This is a genomic window from Streptomyces sp. NPDC046759 (genome assembly GCF_040645475.1).
Taxonomy (GTDB): domain Bacteria; phylum Actinomycetota; class Actinomycetes; order Streptomycetales; family Streptomycetaceae; genus Streptomyces.
In genome coordinates this window covers 96,338-116,613 of the sequence record NZ_JBEYYJ010000033.1, presented here as the reverse complement: position 1 = coordinate 116,613, position 20,276 = coordinate 96,338, and the positions used below count along the sequence as shown (strand labels likewise).

General features: G+C 71.6%; 15 protein-coding genes and 1 pseudogene. 12 read left to right on the top strand and 4 right to left on the bottom strand.

Going from position 1 to position 20,276, the window contains the following annotated elements; genetic code table 11:
• Window positions 1–147: 147 nt before the first annotated feature.
• Window positions 148–1,173, bottom strand: a complete 1,026-nt coding sequence (locus ABZ919_RS34225) for a phosphatase PAP2 family protein (protein WP_361255718.1) — start codon at window positions 1,171–1,173, stop codon at window positions 148–150.
• 238 nt (window positions 1,174–1,411) lie between these two features.
• Window positions 1,412–2,737 (bottom strand): mannosyltransferase family protein, encoded by a 1,326-nt coding sequence (locus ABZ919_RS34220; RefSeq protein ID WP_361255715.1) that lies wholly within the window; start codon window positions 2,735–2,737, stop codon window positions 1,412–1,414.
• Between the two features lie 259 nt (window positions 2,738–2,996).
• On the opposite strand from ABZ919_RS34220, the gene ABZ919_RS34215 reads away from it, so the two are divergent.
• Together ABZ919_RS34215 and ABZ919_RS34210 are read left to right on the top strand one after the other, a co-directional pair.
• Complete coding sequence (locus ABZ919_RS34215; RefSeq protein WP_361255713.1) at window positions 2,997–4,652, top strand: MFS transporter; 1,656 nt, start codon at window positions 2,997–2,999, stop codon at window positions 4,650–4,652.
• 89 nt (window positions 4,653–4,741) lie between these two features.
• A complete protein-coding gene (locus ABZ919_RS34210; RefSeq protein ID WP_361255710.1) occupies window positions 4,742–5,932 on the top strand; it encodes an acyl-CoA dehydrogenase family protein in 1,191 nt (396 codons plus the stop codon).
• Window positions 5,933–5,969: 37 nt separating this feature from the next.
• Here the strand turns inward: ABZ919_RS34210 and ABZ919_RS34205 are convergent, their stop codons facing one another.
• Window positions 5,970–6,413 (bottom strand): cell division protein SepF, encoded by a 444-nt coding sequence (locus tag ABZ919_RS34205; protein WP_361255707.1) that lies wholly within the window; start codon window positions 6,411–6,413, stop codon window positions 5,970–5,972.
• 267 nt (window positions 6,414–6,680) lie between these two features.
• Between ABZ919_RS34205 and ABZ919_RS34200 the strand changes: the two genes are divergently transcribed.
• The 8 genes and pseudogenes from ABZ919_RS34200 (at window position 6,681) to ABZ919_RS34165 (ending at window position 18,349) form a co-directional block, all read left to right on the top strand.
• Window positions 6,681–7,856, top strand: a complete 1,176-nt coding sequence (locus ABZ919_RS34200; protein WP_361255704.1) for a DUF5685 family protein — start codon at window positions 6,681–6,683, stop codon at window positions 7,854–7,856.
• Between the two features lie 438 nt (window positions 7,857–8,294).
• A complete protein-coding gene (locus ABZ919_RS34195) occupies window positions 8,295–8,537 on the top strand; it encodes a hypothetical protein (protein ID WP_361255701.1) in 243 nt (80 codons plus the stop codon).
• Entirely contained in the window at window positions 8,534–10,294 is a 1,761-nt protein-coding gene (locus ABZ919_RS34190; protein WP_361255698.1) for an FAD/NAD(P)-binding protein, read from the top strand. The genes ABZ919_RS34195 and ABZ919_RS34190 overlap by 4 nt, the downstream gene beginning before the upstream one ends.
• A 63-nt stretch (window positions 10,295–10,357) precedes the next feature.
• Window positions 10,358–11,092 (top strand): annotated as a pseudogene (locus tag ABZ919_RS34185) (DUF1684 domain-containing protein).
• A gap of 173 nt (window positions 11,093–11,265) precedes the next feature.
• The gene (locus tag ABZ919_RS34180) at window positions 11,266–12,165 is read left to right on the top strand and encodes a S1 family peptidase (protein ID WP_361255696.1); all 900 of its coding nucleotides are present in this window, start codon (window positions 11,266–11,268) and stop codon (window positions 12,163–12,165) included.
• 339 nt (window positions 12,166–12,504) lie between these two features.
• The gene (locus ABZ919_RS34175; RefSeq protein WP_361255693.1) at window positions 12,505–13,587 is read left to right on the top strand and encodes a S1 family peptidase; all 1,083 of its coding nucleotides are present in this window, start codon (window positions 12,505–12,507) and stop codon (window positions 13,585–13,587) included.
• A gap of 239 nt (window positions 13,588–13,826) precedes the next feature.
• Complete coding sequence (locus ABZ919_RS34170; RefSeq protein WP_361255690.1) at window positions 13,827–17,339, top strand: DNA polymerase III subunit alpha; 3,513 nt, start codon at window positions 13,827–13,829, stop codon at window positions 17,337–17,339.
• Window positions 17,336–18,349, top strand: a complete 1,014-nt coding sequence (locus ABZ919_RS34165; RefSeq protein ID WP_361255687.1) for a hypothetical protein — start codon at window positions 17,336–17,338, stop codon at window positions 18,347–18,349. Before ABZ919_RS34170 ends, ABZ919_RS34165 begins: the two co-directional genes overlap by 4 nt.
• Here ABZ919_RS34165 and ABZ919_RS34160 read toward each other — a convergent pair.
• Window positions 18,327–18,701 (bottom strand): cupin domain-containing protein, encoded by a 375-nt coding sequence (locus ABZ919_RS34160; RefSeq protein WP_361255684.1) that lies wholly within the window; start codon window positions 18,699–18,701, stop codon window positions 18,327–18,329. The two genes, ABZ919_RS34165 and ABZ919_RS34160, sit on opposite strands and share 23 nt — an antisense overlap.
• 87 nt (window positions 18,702–18,788) lie before the next feature.
• Here ABZ919_RS34160 and ABZ919_RS34155 point away from each other — a divergent pair, with 87 nt between their 5' ends.
• Together ABZ919_RS34155 and ABZ919_RS34150 are read left to right on the top strand one after the other, a co-directional pair.
• Window positions 18,789–19,235: a MarR family transcriptional regulator gene (locus ABZ919_RS34155; protein WP_361255681.1), complete on the top strand. Its 447-nt coding sequence runs from the start codon at window positions 18,789–18,791 to the stop codon at window positions 19,233–19,235.
• 168 nt (window positions 19,236–19,403) lie between these two features.
• Window positions 19,404–20,267 carry an alpha/beta fold hydrolase gene (locus ABZ919_RS34150; RefSeq protein ID WP_361255678.1) on the top strand — a complete coding sequence of 288 codons (864 nt, stop codon included), beginning with the start codon at window positions 19,404–19,406 and terminating at the stop codon, window positions 20,265–20,267.
• Window positions 20,268–20,276: the final 9 nt, after the last annotated feature.

Sequence of the window (20,276 nt, the reverse complement as noted above, 5' to 3'; positions counted from 1 at the left end):
CTGCCCCCCGCCGCGGGGCCGGGCCGCGCGGCGCCCCGCCCCGCTCCGGGGCGCGGCCCCGGCTCCCCCCCGGGGGGAAGCGGGGCCATCGCCCGTAGGCGCGGGGCGGCTGTGCGTACCGGGCCCCGCTGTCGTCGCTGCCGTCAGTCAGCCGCCCGTCAAGGGGCGGGCCGGCTGGGAGGTGCCGCGTGGAAGGCGGTCGGCGTGGGGCGGGCGGCGGCTGCCCGCCGGGGTGACCGGGGTGCGTTCCGAACGGGCCGTGTGCGGTCCGGGGGCCAGATGGACCAGCCCTCTGGAGGTGCGGGTCGAGGCGACCGGCTCGCGTGCCGGGGCCGGTTGCTCGGCCGCCGTGCCGCGCGGCATGAGCACCACCGGCATGACCGGCACGGCCGGCTCGGCGACGGGGCGGCCGCGGCGGGCCCGCCGGCGGTCGCGCAGATCGAACAGTGCGGTCTCGGCCTTCGCGATCAGCGGCTCGAACCACGGCAGGGCCAGCAGGATCAGCAGGCCCGCGGCCCAGCCCAGCAGCACGTCGCTCAGCCAGTGCGTACCGAGGTAGACGGTGGTGAGACCGACGCCGAGCGACGTGATCGCGGACAGCGCCGACAGCCAGCGGCGCGCTCTCGGGGTGGAGGCGAGATAGGCCAGGATTCCCCAGGTCACGACCGCGTTGGCGGTGTGGCCGCTGGGAAATATATCGCCGCCCCGCATCATCTCGTTCGAGCCGATCACGGTCGCGTAGTGCGGACCGAGGCGCCCCATGCCGTACTTGGCGGCGCCGACCGTGATGTTCAGCAGCAGCAGGGAGGTGGCCAGCGTGAGCAGCGGGCGGAGCGTGTGCTGCCGCCAGGAGCGCCAGCCGAGCCACGCCGCGACCATCACCGCGGTGGGACCGCGCTGGCCGAGGACCACGTAGTAGTCGAGGAAGGCGTGGATCTGCGGCCACTGCTGGTACGGCCGGAAGAACATGACCTGCCAGTCGAGCCGGACCAGCCAGGACGTGATCACCACGGCCCACACGATCGCCAGGTAGAAAGCCAGGGTCGCCGTGAACAGAACGACCCGGTGCCGGCTCATCCTCGGCACATCGATGTGGGCCGGTCGTTCCGGCTCACGGTCGAGTCTGGCGAACACCCGGTCCAGACGCCGGGTGAGGTTTCGTTCGGTACGCACCCAAACGACGTTACAGCGAGTGAGCTCTGTTCCCGGTCGAAACAGCGGGTTTGTGATGACGATGTGATGTGGGAAACCTCTCAAGCGCAGCTCGAATTCAAGGCATTCCGCAATCCCGCGACATCACGTCCCGCCAATTTCATTGATCATGCCGGGTGTTGTTTATGTGGTGCTTATGAATGCGTTAACCCGGTCCTGGGGCGGAATTCTCCCGGGCGTCATCGGCCGGTGAAGTCGATCACGGGGGACCGGAGCCGTTGAGCCAGAACGCGCCGTAGACCGCCGCGGCGGCCGCCAACACGGCCGTGACCAGCGCCGATCGGGACGTGCGGAGCCGGGCGAGGGCGCAGGCGAGCGGCAGCAGCAGCGGAAAGGCGGGTATGAGCAGTCGCGGTTTGGAGCCGAAGTAGCTTGACGCGCACAGGGCGAGTGCCAGGACGACACCCGTGTACACCAGCAGTTCCACGGGCTGGCGCCGGCGGACGCCGGCCGCGTACAGCCACAGCAGCAGGGCGACCCCGACGATCAGTCCGGCACCGGCGAGCGCGGACGGAAATGACGTGAACTTGTCGGCCACGAAGCGGGCGAACGCATAGCCGCCGTCGAACCCGTTGCGCCATCCGGCCTGAACGTCGAGGTAGCCGAGCGGGCCCTTCCCGGTCCGCTGCCCGACCCACAGCACGTAACCGGCGGCTCCGAGCGGGGCGATCGCCATGCCGAGCGCGCGTCGCCCTACGGAGGCCGGCGGGGCAGTGGGGACGTCATTGCCCTTTGTGTCGCCCGTGGTTGGAGTGACTTGAGAGGTACCCGAAGATACTTGTGCGCCAGGTGTGTGCGCCGGGGCGTATGTTGCGTCTGAGGCGCCTGGCGCAGGCGCCGGAGTGTGTTTTCGGTTGCGCGCGCCGGGCGTACGCACCGCATGCCGGTCTCGGGCGAACGACAGTACGCCCGCCACCCACACCGCGGCGACCACCGCCGCGCCCACCGGCCGGGTCAGCCCCGCCAGCGCGGCCAGTGTGCCCGCGGTGATCCAGCGGCCGGTCAGCAGCGCGTACAGCGACCAGGCCGCCAGCGCCGTGAACAGCGATTCGCTGTACGCCATCCACTGCACGACCCCGACCGGCAGCACCGCCCACAGCAGCGCGGCGCAGACCCCCACCCGAGGGCCGTACACCCGGTCGGCGACCGCGAAGATCCCGCACGCCGCGGCGAGCGACGCGAGCAGGCTGACGGCGAAACCGGCGTCCGCGTACGACAGTGGCAGGACCGCGTGCAGCAGCCGTTCCAGCCATGGCAGCAGCGGAAAGAACGCCAGGTTGGAGTGCACGTCGCCGTTCGGCAGCCGCACCTCGTAGCCGTACCCCAGATCGGCGACCCGCGTGTACCAGAGCGAGTCCCAGCGCGCGGTCAGCAAGGTGTACGCGCTCTTGCCGCGCGCGGCGCTCCACACCGCCAGCACGGCCAGCCCCAGGGCGCGGACCGCCGCGCAGCCCAGGAGGGCCGGGGCCGCCCGGCGCAGAAGAGGGGCGCGGGGTGGCGCCGGGCGCGTTGCAAGATCGGTCACGGACTCGATTATCGACGGACGGGGGAACCGGACCGTCCCCCGGGGCGTGGTCAAGGGTGAAGGGCATGGTGTACGCCACATGAATTCCGTCAGGCGTGTGAGAGGTCCGCCACGTGACCCCGTGGCGAACTCGCGTACGCTGACGAGTCACCCGCGTGGGTTTGCGCAGGCCGCAGACACCGCTCCGCTCCGGCCGTACGACAGGGAGTCCCCGCCCCGTCGGTCCGCCCCGCGCGAGGCACATCTGGGAGGTACGTGCATGTCCGGGACGACCACGGCTGCCGTTCGGCCGCGCCGTCGGGCGGCCGGGGCCGGTGCCAACCGCTGGGTCGTCCTCGTCGTCCTCTGCATCAGTCTGCTGCTCGTCGCCCTCGACGCGACCGTGCTGCACGTGGCGGTCCCCGCCGTCACCGCGGACCTCAAGCCCGGCGCCGTGCAACTGCTCTGGATCGTCGACGTCTACCCCCTGGTCTGCGCCTCGCTGCTGATCCTCTTCGGGAGCCTCGGCGACCGGATCGGCCGCAGACGCGTCCTGCTGCTCGGCTACGCCCTGTTCGGTGTCGCCTCCGGCGTGGCCGCCCTGGCGCAGACGGCCGAGATGCTGATCCTCGCCCGTGCGCTGCTCGGCGTCGGCGGCGCCATGATCATGCCGGCGACCCTGTCGATCCTGCGTCAGGTCTTCCCGGACCGGCGCGAACGCGCGCTCGCCATCGGCATCTGGAGCGCGGTGGCGGCCGTCGGCGCGGCCGTCGGCCCGCTGCTGGGCGGGTTCCTGCTGGAGCACTTCTGGTGGGGCGCGGTCTTCCTCGTCAACATTCCGCTGATGCTGGTCAGCCTGCCGGTGGGGCGGCTCCTGCTGCCCGAGTCCCGCGGCGGGCGGGGCGGCCCCTGGGACGTCGGCGGCGCCCTGATGGCTGCCGGGGGTCTCTTCGGTGTCGTCCTCGGTGTGCAGCGGCTGGGCGGCGGCGAGGCGCCGGCGAGTCCTCTCACCCTGCTTCCGCTGCCGGCCGGCGCGGTCCTCCTCTTCTTCTTCGTACGGCGACAGCGTCGCCACCCGCACCCCCTGGTGGACCTGCGGATGTTCCGCCGGCCCGCGTTCAGCACCTCGGTGGGCTGCATCGTGCTGGCGATGCTCGCGCTCGTCGGCCTGGAGCTGATCGCCGCCCAGTACCTGCAACTGGTGCTCGGGCTCTCGCCGCTGCAGACCGGCCTCAGGCTGCTGCCGCTGACCGTCGCGGCGATGGCGGCGGGCCTGGCGGGCGCACGGATGCTGCGCCGCTTCGGGCCGCGCCGGATGGTGTGCTTCGGCTTCTGCCTCACCGCGGCCGCGGTCCTGGCGCTCACCGCGATGGGCGGCACCGACAACGCACCGCTGCTGCTGTCCGGTTTCGTGCTGCTCGGTTTCGGCCTGGAGACCACGCTCTTCGGGGCATACGAGTCGATGCTCAGCGAGGCCCCTTCGGACCAGGCGGGCTGCGCGGCGGCGATCGGCGAGACGTCGTACCAGCTCGGCGCCGGCATCGGCATCGCGCTGCTGGGCAGTGTGATGAACGCCGCCTACGCTCCCGGTCTGCGCTCGGTGCCGGGTGTCCCGCAGCACGCCTCGGACGCGGCGGGCCATTCGCTCGGCGAGGCCTACGAGGTCGCCGGCCGGCTGGGCGGTCCGGTCGGGGCGGCGCTGCGCCGGGCCGCGCGGGACTCCTTCGTGCACGGACTGCATGTGACGCTCCTGGTGAGCGTGGGGCTGCTGGTGCTGGGCGCGGTGATGGCGCTGCGGCTGCCGCGGGTGATGAACTGCGCGGAGTCCCCGGCGGCGATGGAGCTGCCCGCACCGAGGGAAGAGGCACCCGCGCCCAGGGAGACGGAACCCGTGCCACGGGAAGTGAAAGGGGTGGAGTCCCGCGTCTCGGCCTGACGCACTGGACGTGCGGACGCCGTCGCCGTAACGTCGGCAGCACCATGTGACTAGCGGTGCTAGTTTTCTTGCGTGCCGGAGGGTTCCCCATGTCCGCGTCCTCGAAGTTGCCCCCCTTCGATCCCGCCGACCCGCTCGGGATCGACGACCTGCTGGAGCCGGAAGACCTGGCCGTGCGGGACACCGTGCGGGCCTGGGCGGCGGACCGCGTGCTGCCGCATGTCGCGGAGTGGTACGAGAAGGGGGAACTGCCCGGCATCCGTGAACTCGCCAAGGAGCTCGGCGGGATCGGCGCCCTCGGGATGTCGCTCAGCGGCTACGGATGCGCGGGGGCCAGTGCCGTGCAGTACGGGCTCGCCTGTCTGGAGCTCGAGGCCGCCGACTCCGGGATCCGGTCCCTCGTCTCCGTGCAGGGCTCGCTCGCCATGTACGCGATCCACCGGTTCGGCAGCGAGGAACAGAAGCGGCAGTGGCTGCCGCGCATGGCGGCCGGCGAGGTGATCGGCTGCTTCGGGCTGACCGAGCCCGACCACGGCTCCGACCCCGCCTCCATGCGCACCCGCGCCAAGCGCGACGGCGACGACTGGGTCCTCACCGGCCGCAAGATGTGGATCACCAACGGGTCGGTCGCCGGCGTGGCCGTCGTCTGGGCGCAGACCGAGGAGGGCATCCGCGGCTTCGTCGTGCCCACCGACGCACCCGGCTTCTCGGCGCCCGAGATCAAGCACAAGTGGTCCTTGCGCGCCTCCGTCACCAGCGAACTGGTCATGGACGACGTACGGCTGCCCGCAGATGCCGTACTCCCGGAGGGCACCGGGCTGCGCGGCCCGCTCAGCTGTCTGTCCCACGCCCGCTACGGCATCGTCTGGGGTGCGATGGGTGCGGCGCGCAGCAGCTTCGAGGCGGCTCTGGACTACGCGCGGACCCGGGAGCAGTTCGGGCGGCCCATCGGCGGCTTCCAGCTCACCCAGGCCAAACTCGCCGACATGGCGGTCGAACTGCACAAGGGGATCCTGCTCGCCCACCATCTGGGGCGGCGGATGGACGCCGGCCGCCTGCGCCCCGAGCAGGTCAGCTTCGGCAAGCTCAACAACGTCCGCGAGGCCATCGAGATCTGCCGTACGGCGCGGACGATCCTCGGTGCCAACGGGATCTCCCTCGAATACCCCGTGATGCGGCACGCGACCAACCTGGAGTCGGTGCTCACCTACGAGGGCACCGTAGAGATGCACCAGCTCGTGCTGGGCAAGGCGCTCACCGGGCTCGACGCCTTCCGGTGAGCTTCTCGGGGAGGCAGGGCCGATGAGTGGCCCTGCCTCAGCTCTGGTTGAAGAAGCCGTCCTCGCGGTGGGCGGACGCCTCGCCGCTGATGATCTCCGTGTCGGCCGGCGTCAGCAGGAACACCCGGTTCGACACACGGTCGATCGAACCGCGCAGCCCGAAGATGAGCCCCGCCGCGAAGTCCACCACGCGCTTGGCGTCGGCGGGCTCCATGGCCGTGAGGTTCATGATGACCGGGACGCCGTCCCGGAACAGCTCGCCGATGGCGCGGGCGTCCCGGAAGCTGTCCGGGGTGACCGTGCCGATCCGGTGGCCCTTCTCCTCGGCCGTGTCCGTGGCCACCTTCACCCGGGGGTCCGTGACCCAGGCGTCCCCGGACCCGGATTCGGTGCCCTCGGAGTACTCGTCGTCGTAGTAACGCTCGTCATCGTTGTCGTCGACGAGGCCGAGCCACGCACTCGCCTTGCGTACCGATCCCATGGACGCCTCCTCTCACTGCGGTCATTCTTGCTTTCCGCACCCCTATGGTCATCCATGATGCGGACGGCGTGCCAAGTGGATAGACGCCGCGCGGGGGGTTTGTGACGGTACTGGTGCAGAGCCGATCCGTCGAGAGTCCTTGTGCCACAAGGGACCGGACTCAAACGGCTGCTGACTGAGCGTGAAATATGATCGTCGGCGGCAGATGGGTGATCATCGGTGCGTACGGGTGAACGTCAACGTCGTACCACACCACGGGGGATCGTCGTGTTCGGAATCGTCAGACCGTGCTCTCATAGGCTCGGCGAGAGCCTCAAGGCCGAATGGATGGCGCATCTGTGCGGGCTCTGTCTCGCCCTGCGCCGCGATCACGGCCAGCTCGCGCGCATCGTAACGAATTATGACGGACTTCTCATATCGGTTCTGACGGAGGCTCAGGCCGGACGGGTCCCCGAGGGCCGCCGTACGGCCGGACCGTGCGCGCTGCGCGGCATGCGCACCCAGTCCGTCGCCCGGGGCGAGGGCGCACGGCTCGCCGCCGCCGTCTCACTGGTGCTCGCCTCGGCGAAGGTGCGCGACCATGTCGCCGACGGGGACGGGCTGCTGGCCCGCAGGCCCATGGCGGCCGCCGCCCGCCGGGTGGCCGCGAGCTGGGGCGCGGCCGGTGCCCACAGCGGCGCAGCGGTCGGCTTCGACACCGGTGTGCTCGTCGAGGCCGTCGACCGGCAGCTGGGTCTGGAGCGTCTCGCCGGGTACGGCACACCGATCCTGACGGTCACCGAGCCGACCGAGACGGCGACCGCCGCCGCCTTCGCCCACACCGCGACGCTGGCCGGACGGCCCCGCAACGCACGGCCGCTCGCGGAGGCCGGCCGGCTCTTCGGCCGGCTCGCGCACCTGCTGGACGCCGTGGAGGACCAGGAGACCGACGCCCGGTTTGGCGCCTGGAACCCGCTCACCGCCACCGGCACCTCCCGTGCCGAGGCTCGCCGGCTCGCCGACGACGCCCTGCACGGCATCAGACTCGCCGTGCGGGAGGCGGAGTTCGCCGACGGCAGGCTGATCCATCTGCTGCTCGCGCACGAGCTGCGGCGGTCGGTGGACCGGGCGTTCGGCACGAACGCGTGCGGTCACGCGCCGGAGGCCTCCTTCGGGCCGCCGCCGGGTCATCACGCACCGAAGGCGCCCGGCCACCCGTACGGCAACCCCTTCGACGGGCAGCCGCCGCGCCCGGGCGGGCGGGGCTTCTGGGCCGGTTGCGCGGCGGCCCTGGGCCTGTGCTGCACCTGCAAGGTGTGCTGCGCCGACGAGTTCGAGGGTCCCTGGTCGCGGAAGAAGCGCGAGGGCTGCTGCGCCACCTGCGACTGCGACTGGTCGTGCTGCGAGGCCTTGGAGTGCTGCGAGTGCTGTGAATGCTGCTCCTGCTGTGACTGCGGGCTGTGACCCTGCCGTTCTGTCTTCTGTGAGTCCGTCTTCTGTGAGTCCGTCTTCTGCGAGCAGAAAGGGGCAGAGCGCGAGGGGAGGGGGAGGGGTGCGCGTGTGAAGGCGAGGAGAACGAGAGTGCGCCCCGCCCCGAGGGCGGGCGCATGCAGGGGGTCAGCTCAACAGGAAGAGGACCACACGCGACCGAAGTCGATGTGGGAGCGCGTGACCAGCCACTGCTGCGGTTTCATGGGCCAAGTGGAACAGGCATCCGATTCCGCGTCAACTGGCGTGAGACGTACGGTTCAGAGTTCGGACAGCCTTGACAGTGCACCGAAACGCCCGCGTACTCTCGGACGACGGCCCTGCTGAGGGGCTCGGCCGTGGGCGCGCCGTCCGGCGTGTCCGTGTGAAGGCACCACCCGTTCTGGCGACTTCATCGCGTCACGGAGCCTTCCCATGTCATCGGACACCCTCGCCCGGGCCCTGCTCATCGGCCCCCTCAAGGGCACCTCGACCGTCAGCCTGATCGCCGTCGACCACCCGTTGTTCCCCGCCGGGTTGGTCTGCCACCGCACCTGCAAGGTCATCCCGCTGCTGACGGTCGCGACCGTCTGGTGCGCCGTCCTCACCCCGCTGCTCGGCTTCGGCCGGCACCTCGTCGAGAAGCACCACGCCCGCGGCACGGGGCACTCCCGATGAGGCCACAGCTGGTGATCGTCGGAGCCGGGCCGCGGGGAACCGGCCTTCTGGAGCGCATCGCGGCCAACGCACCCGAACTGTGCACCGGCCGGGGCCTCGACATCCATCTGGTCGACCCGCATCCGCCGGGCGGCGGCCGCATCTGGCGCCAGGAGCAGTCACCGCTGCTGTGGATGAACTCGCACGCCCAGGACGTCACCATGTTCACCGACGACACCGTGCCCATGGACGGTCCGGTACGCGAGGGCCCCACCCTGCACGAGTGGGCCGGACTGGACGGCGCCACCTTCGCCGGCCGGCAGCTGCAGGGCGGCTATCTGCGCTGGGTGTACGAGCGGACCCTGGCCGGCCTGCCGCCCGGCGTCACCGTCCACCACCATCCCCGGCGCGCCCTGCGGATCAGCGGCCCGCGCGAGGGCCGGCAGCGGGTGTGGCTGGAGGGCGGTCCGCGCCCCCTCCTCGCCGACCTGGTGATCCTCGCGATCGGTCATCTGGATGCCGAACCGGACGCCGAACAGGCCGAACTGGGCGCATACGCCCGCGAGCACGGCCTGGTGCACCTGCCGCCCGACTTCACCGCCGACAGCGACCTGTCCCCGCTGGGACCGGGCGAACCCGTCCTCGTGCGGGGCTTCGGGCTGGCCTTCGTCGACCTGATGGTGCTGCTCACCGAGGGACGCGGCGGGCGGTACGAGGGCGACACCTACGTGCCCTCGGGCCGCGAGCCGGTGCTGTACGTCGGCTCCCGGCGCGGAGTGCCGTACCACTCCAAGATCGGTTACGACTGGACCGGCGACCGGCCCGTGCTGCCCCGCTTCCTCGGGCCGGCCGAGATCGAGGCCCTGTCGGGAAGACCGGAGGGCTTCGACTTCCGGCGCGACGTATGGCCGCTGGTGGAGAAGGAGCTGGGCTTCGCCCACTACCACCGGCTCTTCACCGCCCACGCCGAACGTACGGCGATGGCCTGGGCCGACTTCGAGGAGAAGTACGCGGCCGCCGGCGACATCGCCGAGACCCGGGCGCTCGTCGCCGCCGCCGTACCCGACCCGGCCGACCGCCTCGACCTCGCCGCGCTCGACCACCCGCTCGACACGGTCCGGTACGCCTCGCACGAGGACTTCCAGGAGGGCCTGCGGGGGTACGTCGAGGCCGATCTGGCCCGCCGTCACGACCCCTCCCACAGCGCCGACCTCGGCGTCTTCCTCGGGCTGCTCTCCGTCTACGGGCAGCTGGCGCGGTTGGGAGACATCGGCCCCTGGTGGCACGGGTTCTTCAGCTTCCTGGCGTCCGGGCCGCCCGGCCCCCGGCTGCGGCAGATGCTCGCGCTGTCCCGGGCCGGCCTGCTCAGGTTCGTCGGCGCGGACATGACGGTCACCGCCGAGGACGGGCTGTTCCGGGCGACGAGCCCCACCGTGCCGGGCTTCTCCGTCCAGGCCCGCGTACTGGTCGAGGCCCGGCTGCCCACGCCCACCGTCGGGCGGGCCCGCGACAGCCTGCTGCGCGAACTGCACGCCGACGGCGCCGCCGAGACCCCCGACGGACTGCTCCGGGTCGATCCCGGCGACGGCCGGATCCTCGACGGCGGAGGGCGGCCGCATCCCCGGCGGTTCGCGCTCGGCCCGTACACCGACGCCCGCACCCCCGGCGCCTTCACCCGGCCGCGCACCGGCGGGGCGGCCTTCCGGCAGAACGACGCCACCGCCCGGGCGGCGCTGGCGTTCCTCAGCGGTTCACCTCTGAAGGAACCCACGCGATGAGCGCCATGGCCGGCATCCGTGCCGGTGCACAGCAGCTTCGGCCCGCTCGACGTCCTCGAGGGCATCGGCCTCCAGGTGCAGTGGCGCGAGCAGCGTGCCGCGAGGATCCCGGCGCCGTACGGGCCGCTCGCGCTGACCGCCGCGCACTGGGCCGAGGACCGTCCGGAGGGCAGACTTCCGGACATTCCCGGGACTTGGGTTGCCGATGGGGAGGGCGTGGTGCTCACCGCCGCCGAGGCCGACGGTCCGAGCGCGGACGGCCGCCCCTTCGCGGGTGAGGTCAGGCTCGCCGCCGACCAGGGGCCGCAGGCCGAGGCGCGGGTCGCGCTCGGGGACAAGCGGCTGGTCGTGCTGGTGCGTGGGCGTGTGCGGGGCGTGCGGATCTACGCCCCCGAATCCGGGGCCGCCCCAGCCTTCCGGGCATCGACGCCACTGCGCAGGACCGCCGTTGGTCGGTGCCGGGGCCTTTCACGCCGTACGGCGACCAGCGCACCGTGCGGATCGCTCAGCGGGGCGACGGGCTGCTGTGGGCGGTGTTCGCCGGCAGCACCAGCTACCGGTTCCGCTTCCTCCGTCCGGCCGCGCCGGACGCCGACGGGCGTACGACCGTCGACTTCAACTCGCGCCCAGTTCCCTGTGTGCGCCTTCGCCGGCCGCTTCCGCTGTCCGTTCCCACCGCCCGGCAACACGCTCGACGTGGCGATCGAGGCCGGCGAACGTGCGCCGAGCCGGCGCCGGCGGGCCGCGCCGCCCGTCCGCCGAACCGGTGTCAGGGACTTCCGCGTAAAGGTGGTTTAAAGCCCAACGGCCGAAAGGCACCCTTGTGGCGACCGGCCGTTCGGCCGAATACTCCCCCTCAGCGCTTGTCAGGGGGCATGCATGTTCGGAATCCGGCCGCCGCCCCCCTGGCTGCGACTCACGGGCCCCGACCCCCACGCGGGCCCCCGACTTCCCCTGGGAGGGAACGAAAAGTGAGGATCAAGCGCACCACTTCCCGCAACGGCACCGCGAGACGTACCCGGCTGATCGCCGTGGCCACCGGCCTGCTGGCCGCGGCCGCGTTCGCCGCCCCCACAGCGAACGCCAGCGACAACCACGCGTTCAGCGCCGCCCAGCTCGGCAAGGCCGACCACGCCGTCCTCCAGGCCGACGTACCCGGTACGGCCTGGGCGGTGGACAGCAAGTCCGACCGCGTCGTCGTCACCGTCGACAGCACGGTGTCCAAGGCCGACATCGCCAAGATCAAGCGGCAGGCCGGCGCCGAGGCGGACGCGCTCACCATCAAGCACACCCCCGGCAAGTTCAACAAGCTGATCAGCGGAGGCGACGCCATCTACGGCGGCCAGTACCGCTGCTCGCTCGGCTTCAACGTGCACAGCGGCGGCACGTACTACTTCCTGACCGCCGGTCACTGCGGCCAGGTGGCCTCGACCTGGTACAGCAACTCCAGTCACAGCACGGTGCTCGGCAGCAACGTCGGCTACAGCTTCCCGGGCAACGACTTCGCCCTGGTGCGCTACACCAACTCCTCGGTCTCGCATCCGAGCGCGGTGGGCAGTCAGTCCATCACCAGCGCCGCGACGCCCTCGGTGGGGCAGACCGTGTACCGGCGTGGTTCCACCACCGGTACCCACAGCGGGCGGGTCACCGCGCTGAACGCCACCGTGAACTACGGCAGCGGTGAGATCGTCTACGGGCTGATCCAGACCACGGTGTGCGCCGAGGGCGGCGACAGCGGTGGTCCGCTGTACGCTGGCACCGTGGCCTACGGGCTGACCTCCGGGGGCAGCGGTGACTGCACCTCCGGTGGCACGACGTTCTTCCAGCCGGTGACCGAGGCGCTGAGCTACTACGGGGTCACGCTGCCCTGACGGACGGGCTTCATATCCGGTGGGCCCCCGCATGCCGTTCGGTGTGCGGGGGCTTTTCCCTGTGCGGCGGGGGACCTTCCCGGTGAGGTCGAGAACAGGCCATGCGCTGTCGTGACGTTCCGCTGCAGGGCACTTGCAGGTGGTGTTTGCAGTGCGAACGGCGTGGCGTGACCGTGTCCATCACGTCCGCGAGGGGTGCGCAAGCCCTCTCTCCGCGCGTCCTGAAGTCAACCTTGTGTGCTCCCTGCGTCTTTCGGAAGAGTGGGCGCCCGTCAACCAGCCTTCCGGCCCGTCGAGCCCCCACAGCTCGTGGGCCATTCCCCCACAGGAGGACGTGAGTTGAAGCACCGACGCATATCCGGGCGGCGGGCCGCCGTGGCCGGCGCGGGCGTCGCCGCGCTGGTCGCCGCAGGTGTCACCTTGCAGAATGCGAACGCCAGCGAGCCTGCGAAGCCGGCTCCGGAGCCGAGGATTCTGTCCGCTCCCGCGGCCGGAAACCTCGCCTCGACGCTGCTGAAGAGTCTGGGCACCGACGCCGCCGGCGGTTACTACGACGCCCAGGCCAAGAGCCTCGTCGTCAACGTGCTCGACGAGGGTGCCGTGAAAACCGTCGAGGCGGCCGGGGCCAGGGCGAGACTCGTTACCAACTCGCTCGCCGCACTCGACGGCGCGCGGACGACGCTGAAGAAGGACGCGAGCATTGCGGGGACGTCGTGGGCGACCGACCCGGTCAGCGACAAGGTCGTCGTCACCGCCGACAAGACGGTGTCCGGCGCGAAGTGGGCCAAGCTGAGCAAGGTGGTTGACGGGCTCGGCGGCAAGGCCGAACTGAGGCGGTCGAAGGGGGAGTTCAAGCCCTTCATCGCCGGTGGCGACGCGATCGGCGGGTCCGGTGGGCGCTGTTCGCTCGGGTTCAACGTGGTCAAGGACGGGCAGCCGTACTTCCTGACCGCCGGGCACTGCACGGCGGCCATCTCCACCTGGTCGGACGCCGCCGGCAAGGAGATCGGGCAGAACGCGCAGTCCCACTTCCCGGGGACCGACTTCGGGTTGGTCAAATACACGGCGCAGGCGGACCACCCGAGCGAGGTCGACCTCTACAACGGGTCGACTCAGAAGATCACCGGTGCCGCCGAGGCGACGGTGGGGATGAAGGTGACCCGCAGCGGGTCGACGACCCATGTGCACGACGGCACGGTCACCGGACTGAACGCCACGGTGAACTACCAGGAGGGCACCGTCGGCGGTCTCATCCAGACCGATGTGTGCGCCGAGCCCGGTGACAGTGGCGGGTCGCTGTTCTCGGGGAGCAACGCCATCGGGCTGACGTCCGGTGGCAGCGGCGACTGCACCTCCGGTGGGGAGACGTTCTTCCAGCCGGTGACCGCCGCGCTGTCCGCCACGGGGGCGAAGATCGGCTGACGCCTCCGGGTGTGTGCAGGGAGTCCCGTCCCCGGGTGGTGCCTGGGGGCGGGACTCCGCGGTTCGTACGAATGTCGTGTCTGTGTCATGCGCCGGGGCCTGGCGGACGGGTGTTTGCGCAGGTGGGAGGCGCTCCCTCGGATGTCGTACGCATGTTCGAGAATGGGGGTATGGTGGGGGTGGAAGTAGGGAACTGATGTTCGAGAGCCGTTCGGGGCTCACGAGTGCGGGAGGTGCGCGTGCCGGACTTCGCGCATCTGCACACCGTCTCCGGGTTCTCCCTGAGATACGGGGCGTCCCATCCGGAGCGGCTGGCGGAGCGTGCCTCCGAGCGGGGGATGGACGCCCTCGCCCTCACCGATCGTGACACCGTCGCCGGCGCGGTGCGCTTCGCCAAGGCCTGCGCCGCGGTGGGGGTGCGGCCGGTCTTCGGGGTGGGTCTGGCGGTGGCCGAGGCCGGGGCCGCACGGCGGGCGGGGGCCCCGAAGAGGCGGAAGGTGCCGGTGCGAGGCGGGGCCTTCGTGGACGAGTCGGCTCCTCGTGTGACCTTTCTCGCCAGGGACGGAGCCCAGGGATGGGCCGATCTGTGCCGGATCGTCACGGCGGCGCATGCGGACGAGGGGGTGCCCCTGCTGCCCTGGCCCGCCAATCACGGCGACGGCCTGACCGTGCTGCTCGGCCCCGGCTCCGAGGTGGGCCGCGCCCTTGCCGCGGGGCGTCCCGACCGGGCCGCCGAGCTGCTCGTCCCCTGGCGTGAGGTGTATGGGGACGCGTTGCGGCTGGAGGCCGTGTGCCACGGCCGTACGGGTACGGGCCCGGGCTCCCTGCGGCTGGCCGCCCGCACCCTCGGGTTCGCCGCCGAGCAGGGGGTGCGGCCGGTGCTCAGCAACGCCGCCCGGTATGCCGATCCCGGGCAGGGGCCGGTCGCCGATGTGCTGGATGCCGCCCGGCGGCTGGTTCCGGTCGACCCGCGCGGAGAGCTGGACTCCGGGGAGGCCTGGCTGAAGGACGCACGGGCGATGGCGGGGGTCGCCGAGCGGGTCGTGGAGGCTGCCGGGTACCGGCGGGACACCGCCCGTCGGCTGCTGGAGCAGACCCGGGCCACGGCCGAGGAGTGCCGGGTCGATCCCGAGGGCGATCTGGGGATGGGGACCGTTCACTTTCCCGAGGCGCATCTCGTCGGCGCCGGCCTGCGCACCGCCCAGCGGGCGCTCGCCTCGCGGGCGGTGGCGGGGATGGTGCGGCTCGGGTACGACGGGAGGCGTGCGTACTGGGAGCGGATGCACCACGAGCTGGACATCATCGGCCACCACGGGTTCGCCTCCTACTTCCTGACGGTCGCCCAGGTCGTCGACGATGTGCGGGCGATGGGCATCCGGGTGGCCGCTCGCGGTTCCGGCGCGGGCTCCCTCGTCAATCATCTTCTGGGGATCGCGCACGCCGACCCGGTCGAGCACGGGCTGCTGATGGAGCGCTTCCTGTCCAAGGAGCGCGTCGTGCTGCCGGACATCGACATCGACGTGGAGTCCGCGCGGCGGCTGGAGGTCTACCGGGCGATCATCGACCGGTTCGGCACCGAGCGGGTCGCTACCGTGTCCATGCCGGAGACCTACCGGGTGCGGCATGCCATTCGGGACGTGGGTGCCGCCCTGTCCATGGATCCGGCCGAGATCGACCGGGTGGCCAAGTCCTTTCCGCACATCCGGGCCCGGGACGCGCGGGCCGCGCTGGAGGAGCTGCCCGAACTGAAGCGGCTCGCGGCGGAGAAGGAGCGGTACGGCAGGCTGTGGGAGCTGGTCGAGGGGCTCGACGCCCTGCCGCGCGGGGTCGCCATGCATCCGTGCGGTGTGCTGCTCTCCGACGCCTCGCTGCTCGCCCGTACGCCGGTGGTGCCCACCAGCGGTGAGGGGCTGCCCATGTCGCAGTTCGACAAGGAGGACGTGGAGGACCTGGGGCTGCTCAAGCTCGATGTGCTGGGCGTGCGGATGCAGTCGTCCATGGCGCACGCGGTCGCCGAGGTGGAGCGGGTGACGGGGGAGCGGATCGACCTGGACGCGGTGCCGCCGGGGGATCCGGAGACGTACCGGTTGATCCGCTCGACCGAGACGCTGGGCTGCTTCCAGATCGAGTCGCCCGGTCAGCGGGATCTGGTGGGGCGGCTGCAGCCGAGCACCTTTCACGATCTGGTCGTCGACATCTCGCTGTTCCGGCCCGGTCCCGTCGCCGCCGACATGGTGCGGCCGTTCATCGAGGCGCGGCACGGGCGGGCTCCGGTGCGCTGTCCGCACCCGGATCTGGAGGAGGCGCTGAAGGGCACGTACGGCGTTGTCGTCTTCCACGAGCAGGTCATCGACATCGTCGCCGTCATGACCGGGTGCGGGCGGGGCGAGGCCGACCGGGTGCGGCGCGGGCTGTCCGACCCGGAGTCGCAGGGGCGGATCAAGGTGTGGTTCGCGCAGCAGGCCGCGGCTCGGGGATACGGCGCGGAAACGATCCAGCGGACCTGGGAGATCGTGGAGGCCTTCGGGTCCTACGGGTTCTGCAAGGCGCACGCGGTCGCCTTCGCCGTGCCGACGTACCAGTCGGCCTGGCTGAAGGCCCATCATCCGGCCGCTTTCTACGCCGGGCTGCTCACGCATGATCCCGGGATGTATCCGAAGCGGCTGCTGCTGGCCGACGCGCGGCGGCGCGGGGTGCCGATCCTGCCGTTGGACGTGAATGTGTCCGGGGTCGCCCATCGGATCGAACTGGTGTCTGAATCAAGGGTGTGGGGGCTGCGGCTCGCCCTCTCCGATGTGCAAGGCATCAGCGAGGCCGAGGCGCACCGGATCGCGGACGGGCAGCCGTACTCCTCCCTGGTGGACTTCTGGGAACGGGCCCGGCCGAGCCGGCCCCTGGCGCAAAGGCTCGCTCAGGTGGGCGCGTTGGATGCGTTCGGCGCCAACCGTCGGGATCTGCAACTGCATCTGACCGAGCTGCACCGGGGCGCCCGGGGCGGTGGCGGGGGTCAACTGCCCTTGGCGGGCGGGCGCAAGACCGCCTCGGCGGGGCTGCCGGATCTGACGCCGGAGGAGCGGCTCAGCGCCGAGCTGGGCGTGCTGTCCATGGACGCCTCGCGCAATCTGATGGACGACCACCGGGAGTTCCTCAAGGAGCTGGGCGTGGTCTCCGCGCGCCGGCTGCGCGAGGTGCGGCACGGCGAGGCCGTGCTGGTCGCGGGGGCCAAGGCGGCCACCCAGACCCCGCCGATCCGCTCCGGCAAGCGGGTCATCTTCTCCACGCTGGACGACGGCACGGGCCTGGTCGACCTCGCCTTCTTCGACGACTCGCACGACGCGTGCGCCCACACCGTCTTCCACTCCTGGCTGCTGCTGGTGCGCGGAGTGGTGCAACGGCGCGGCCCGCGCAGCCTGAGCGTGGTCGGTTCCGCCGCCTGGAACCTCGCCGAGCTGGTGGAGGTGCGCCGCGAGGAGGGGCTGGACGGGGTCGCGGCCCGGCTGGCCGAACCGTCCGCAACCGCCGGGAACGCCTCGGGGGCGGACGGCGGCGACGGCCCGTCCCGGGCGCGGGTCGCGGGGTCGGACGGGCTGCCCGGGCCGGGCGGTTCGGCGGCCCGTGACCAGATGGAGGGCCGGACGATCCGCATGCCCACGGGGTACGAGATGCACCCCTGGGCCGATCTGCGCCCCGCGGGTGAAGGGCCCGCGGTGGGAAGGAAGTTGTGGCACCAGAGTCCGGGGAGTGCGGGATGACGATCCTCTGCGTACGTTTCCAGCTGCCGCCGATGTACGAGGCGGCCCTGCCGGGACTGCTCGGGTTGCTGGAGGACTTCACCCCGGTCGTCGAGGCGCTGCCCCCGGACGGGGCGCTGGCCGATCTGCGGGGCGCCGAGCGGTACTTCGGGCGCAGCGCGGTGGAGCTGGCCTCGGTGATCCGGGTGCGGGCGCTCGCGCGGTACGGCGTCGACTGTGTGATCGGCGCCGGTCCCGGCCCGATGCTGGCCCGCGTGGCGCTGCGTGACGCCCGGGCCGGGGTGACGTGTGCCGTGCCCGAGGATCCGGACGGCATCGCGGGGTTCCTCGCCGAGCGGCCCGTGTCCGCGCTGCCCGGCGTCGGTGCGGCGACCGCCCGCACCCTGAGCGAGTACGGCCTGGACACCCTGGGCCTGGTCGCCGGCGCCCCGCTGGCCACGCTCCAGCGGCTGATCGGCGCGAAGGCCGGCCGCGAGCTGCGCGAGAAGGCGAGCGGCATCGACCGGGGCCGGGTCGTGCCGAACGCCGTCTCACGGTCGCTGACGACGGAACGGACGTTCGAGATCGACGAGCTGGATCCCGGCCGGCACCGCGGGGCGCTGCTGTCGGCCGCCGAGGAGCTCGGCGCCCGGCTGCGCGCGGTGGAGAAGATCTGCCGCACCCTGACCCTCACCGTGCGCTACGCCGACCGGTCCTCGACCACCCGCAGCCGCACCCTGAAGGAGCCGACCGCGCACTCGGCGGCCCTGACCAGGGTGGCCTACGGCATGTACGAGGCGCTCGGCCTGCAGCGCGCCCGGGTCCGCGCGCTCACCCTGCGCGCCGAGGGCCTGGCCCCCGCCGGCCAGGCCTCCTACCAGCTCACCTTCGATCCCGTGGACGAGAAGGCGCGCCGTATCGAGGAGGTCGCGGACCGGGCGCGGGCGAAGTTCGGGCCCAGGGCGGTGATGCCGGGCGCGCTGGGACGTGACCCCGGCTCCGCGGGGGTCAGTTGGCCCAGGGCGGCGTGATACGGGTGCCGTCGGCCAGCTCCGCCTCCAGGCCGACGGAGGTGGTGACCCAGGAGAGCGCGGTGTGATCGGTCGGGTTCTCCACGGCGAGCGTCGTGCCGGGGTTGACGATCACCGTGTCGCCCGCGCCGATCCGGTCGGTGCGGCCGTCGAGGGTGATCAGCAGTTCACCCACCAGCAGATGGAAGATCTCCTCGCGGTTGACGGTGTGGGCGGGCGCCCTGGTGCCCGCCGGGATCTCCCCGCGCCAGGCGCACAACTCCTTGCTGCCGGTCAGGGGGGTGGCGTACGAGACGAAGCGGGCGCCGTGGATCTCATGGGTCGTGGCCTGCGCCGCGCGGACGATGGGCATGGTGGTGTTCTCCGTTCATATGGTCAAGCTGCTTGACTACATGGTCAAGCAGCTTGACCGGTGCGTCAAGGGTGTTTCAATGCCTCCGTGCACAACTCCGACGCCATGGCCCTGTCCGCCGCCCTGCTCGCCGTCGCAGGTGACCTCACGCAACGCATCAACGACGGTGTCGTGGCGCGCGGGTTCACCGATCTGCGGCCCGCCCACGGCTTCGCCTTCGCGCGGCTCGCGCCGGAGGGGGCCACCGTCACCGACCTCGCGGTGCACCTCGGGGTGACCAAGCAGGCCGCGAGTCAGCTGGTGGACGAGATCGTACGCAAGGGGTACGCCGACCGCCGGCCGCATCCGCGGGACGCGCGGGCCCGGCTGATCGTGCTGACGGAGCGGGGGTGGGCCTGCACCCGGGCGGCCGAGGAGGCGGCGGCCGAGGTGGTGGAGGCGTGGGCCGACCTGCTGGGCGAGGGTGAAGTGCGCGCACTGGCGGAGCGTTTGGCGCGCCTTGCTCCCCAGGGACCGGTCCGGCCCGCCTGGTGATGGTCCGTCAGTGTTCCAGTGCCGCTCCGGTTATCACTGGAAGTTTTTACTGACGCGTAACTTCACACGTGTGCTACTCGCCCGTAACTTGACGAGTGAACAGCATCCTCGTGATCCGGATCACAGGGTAAGGCCCCCACCTCCCTTGAGCCGCAAGGAGATCACACGATGCTGCCCTGGAAGCGAGCGCTCAGACCCCTCGCCGCGCTGCTCCTCACCGCCGCCGTCGCCACCGTCCCCGCCGCCACCGCGCACGCCGCCGACACCGCTCCCAGCTCCGGCTGGAACGACTACTCCTGCAAGCCCTCCGCCGCCCACCCCCGCCCGGTCGTCCTGGTGCACGGCACGCTGGGCAACTCGGTCGACAACTGGCTCTCCCTCGCCCCCTACCTCAAGGACCGCGGGTACTGCGTTTACTCCCTCGACTACGGCCAACTCACCGGCGTCCCCGTCTTCTACGGCCTCGGCCCCATCGACAAGTCGGCCGAGCAGCTGGCGGCCTTCGTGGACAAGGTGCTCGCCGCCACCGGCGCCGCCAAGGCCGACCTGGTGGGTCACTCCCAGGGTGGCCTGATGCCCCGCTACTACCTGAAGTTCCTCGGCGGAGCCACCAAGGTGAACGCCCTCGTCGGCCTCGCCCCCGACAACCACGGCGCCACCCTGAATGGCCTCACCAACCTGCTGCCGTACTTCCCCGGCGCCGCCGACCTGATCAAGGCCACCACCCCCGGCCTCGCCGACCAGATCCCCGGCTCCGGCTTCCTCACCAAGCTCAACGCGGGCGGCGACACCGTCCCCGGAGTGCACTACACGGTCATCGCCACCAAGTACGACGAGGTGGCCACGCCCTGGCAGAGCCAGTACCTGAGCGGCTCCGACGTCCACAACGTCCTGCTCCAGGACCTCTGCTCGCTCGACCTCTCGGAGCACGTGGCGATCGGCCTGTTCGACCGCATCGCCTTCCATGAGGTGGCCAACGCGCTGGACCCGGCCCACGCCGGCGCCACCACCTGTGCCTCAGCCTTCAGCTGACGTACCGCC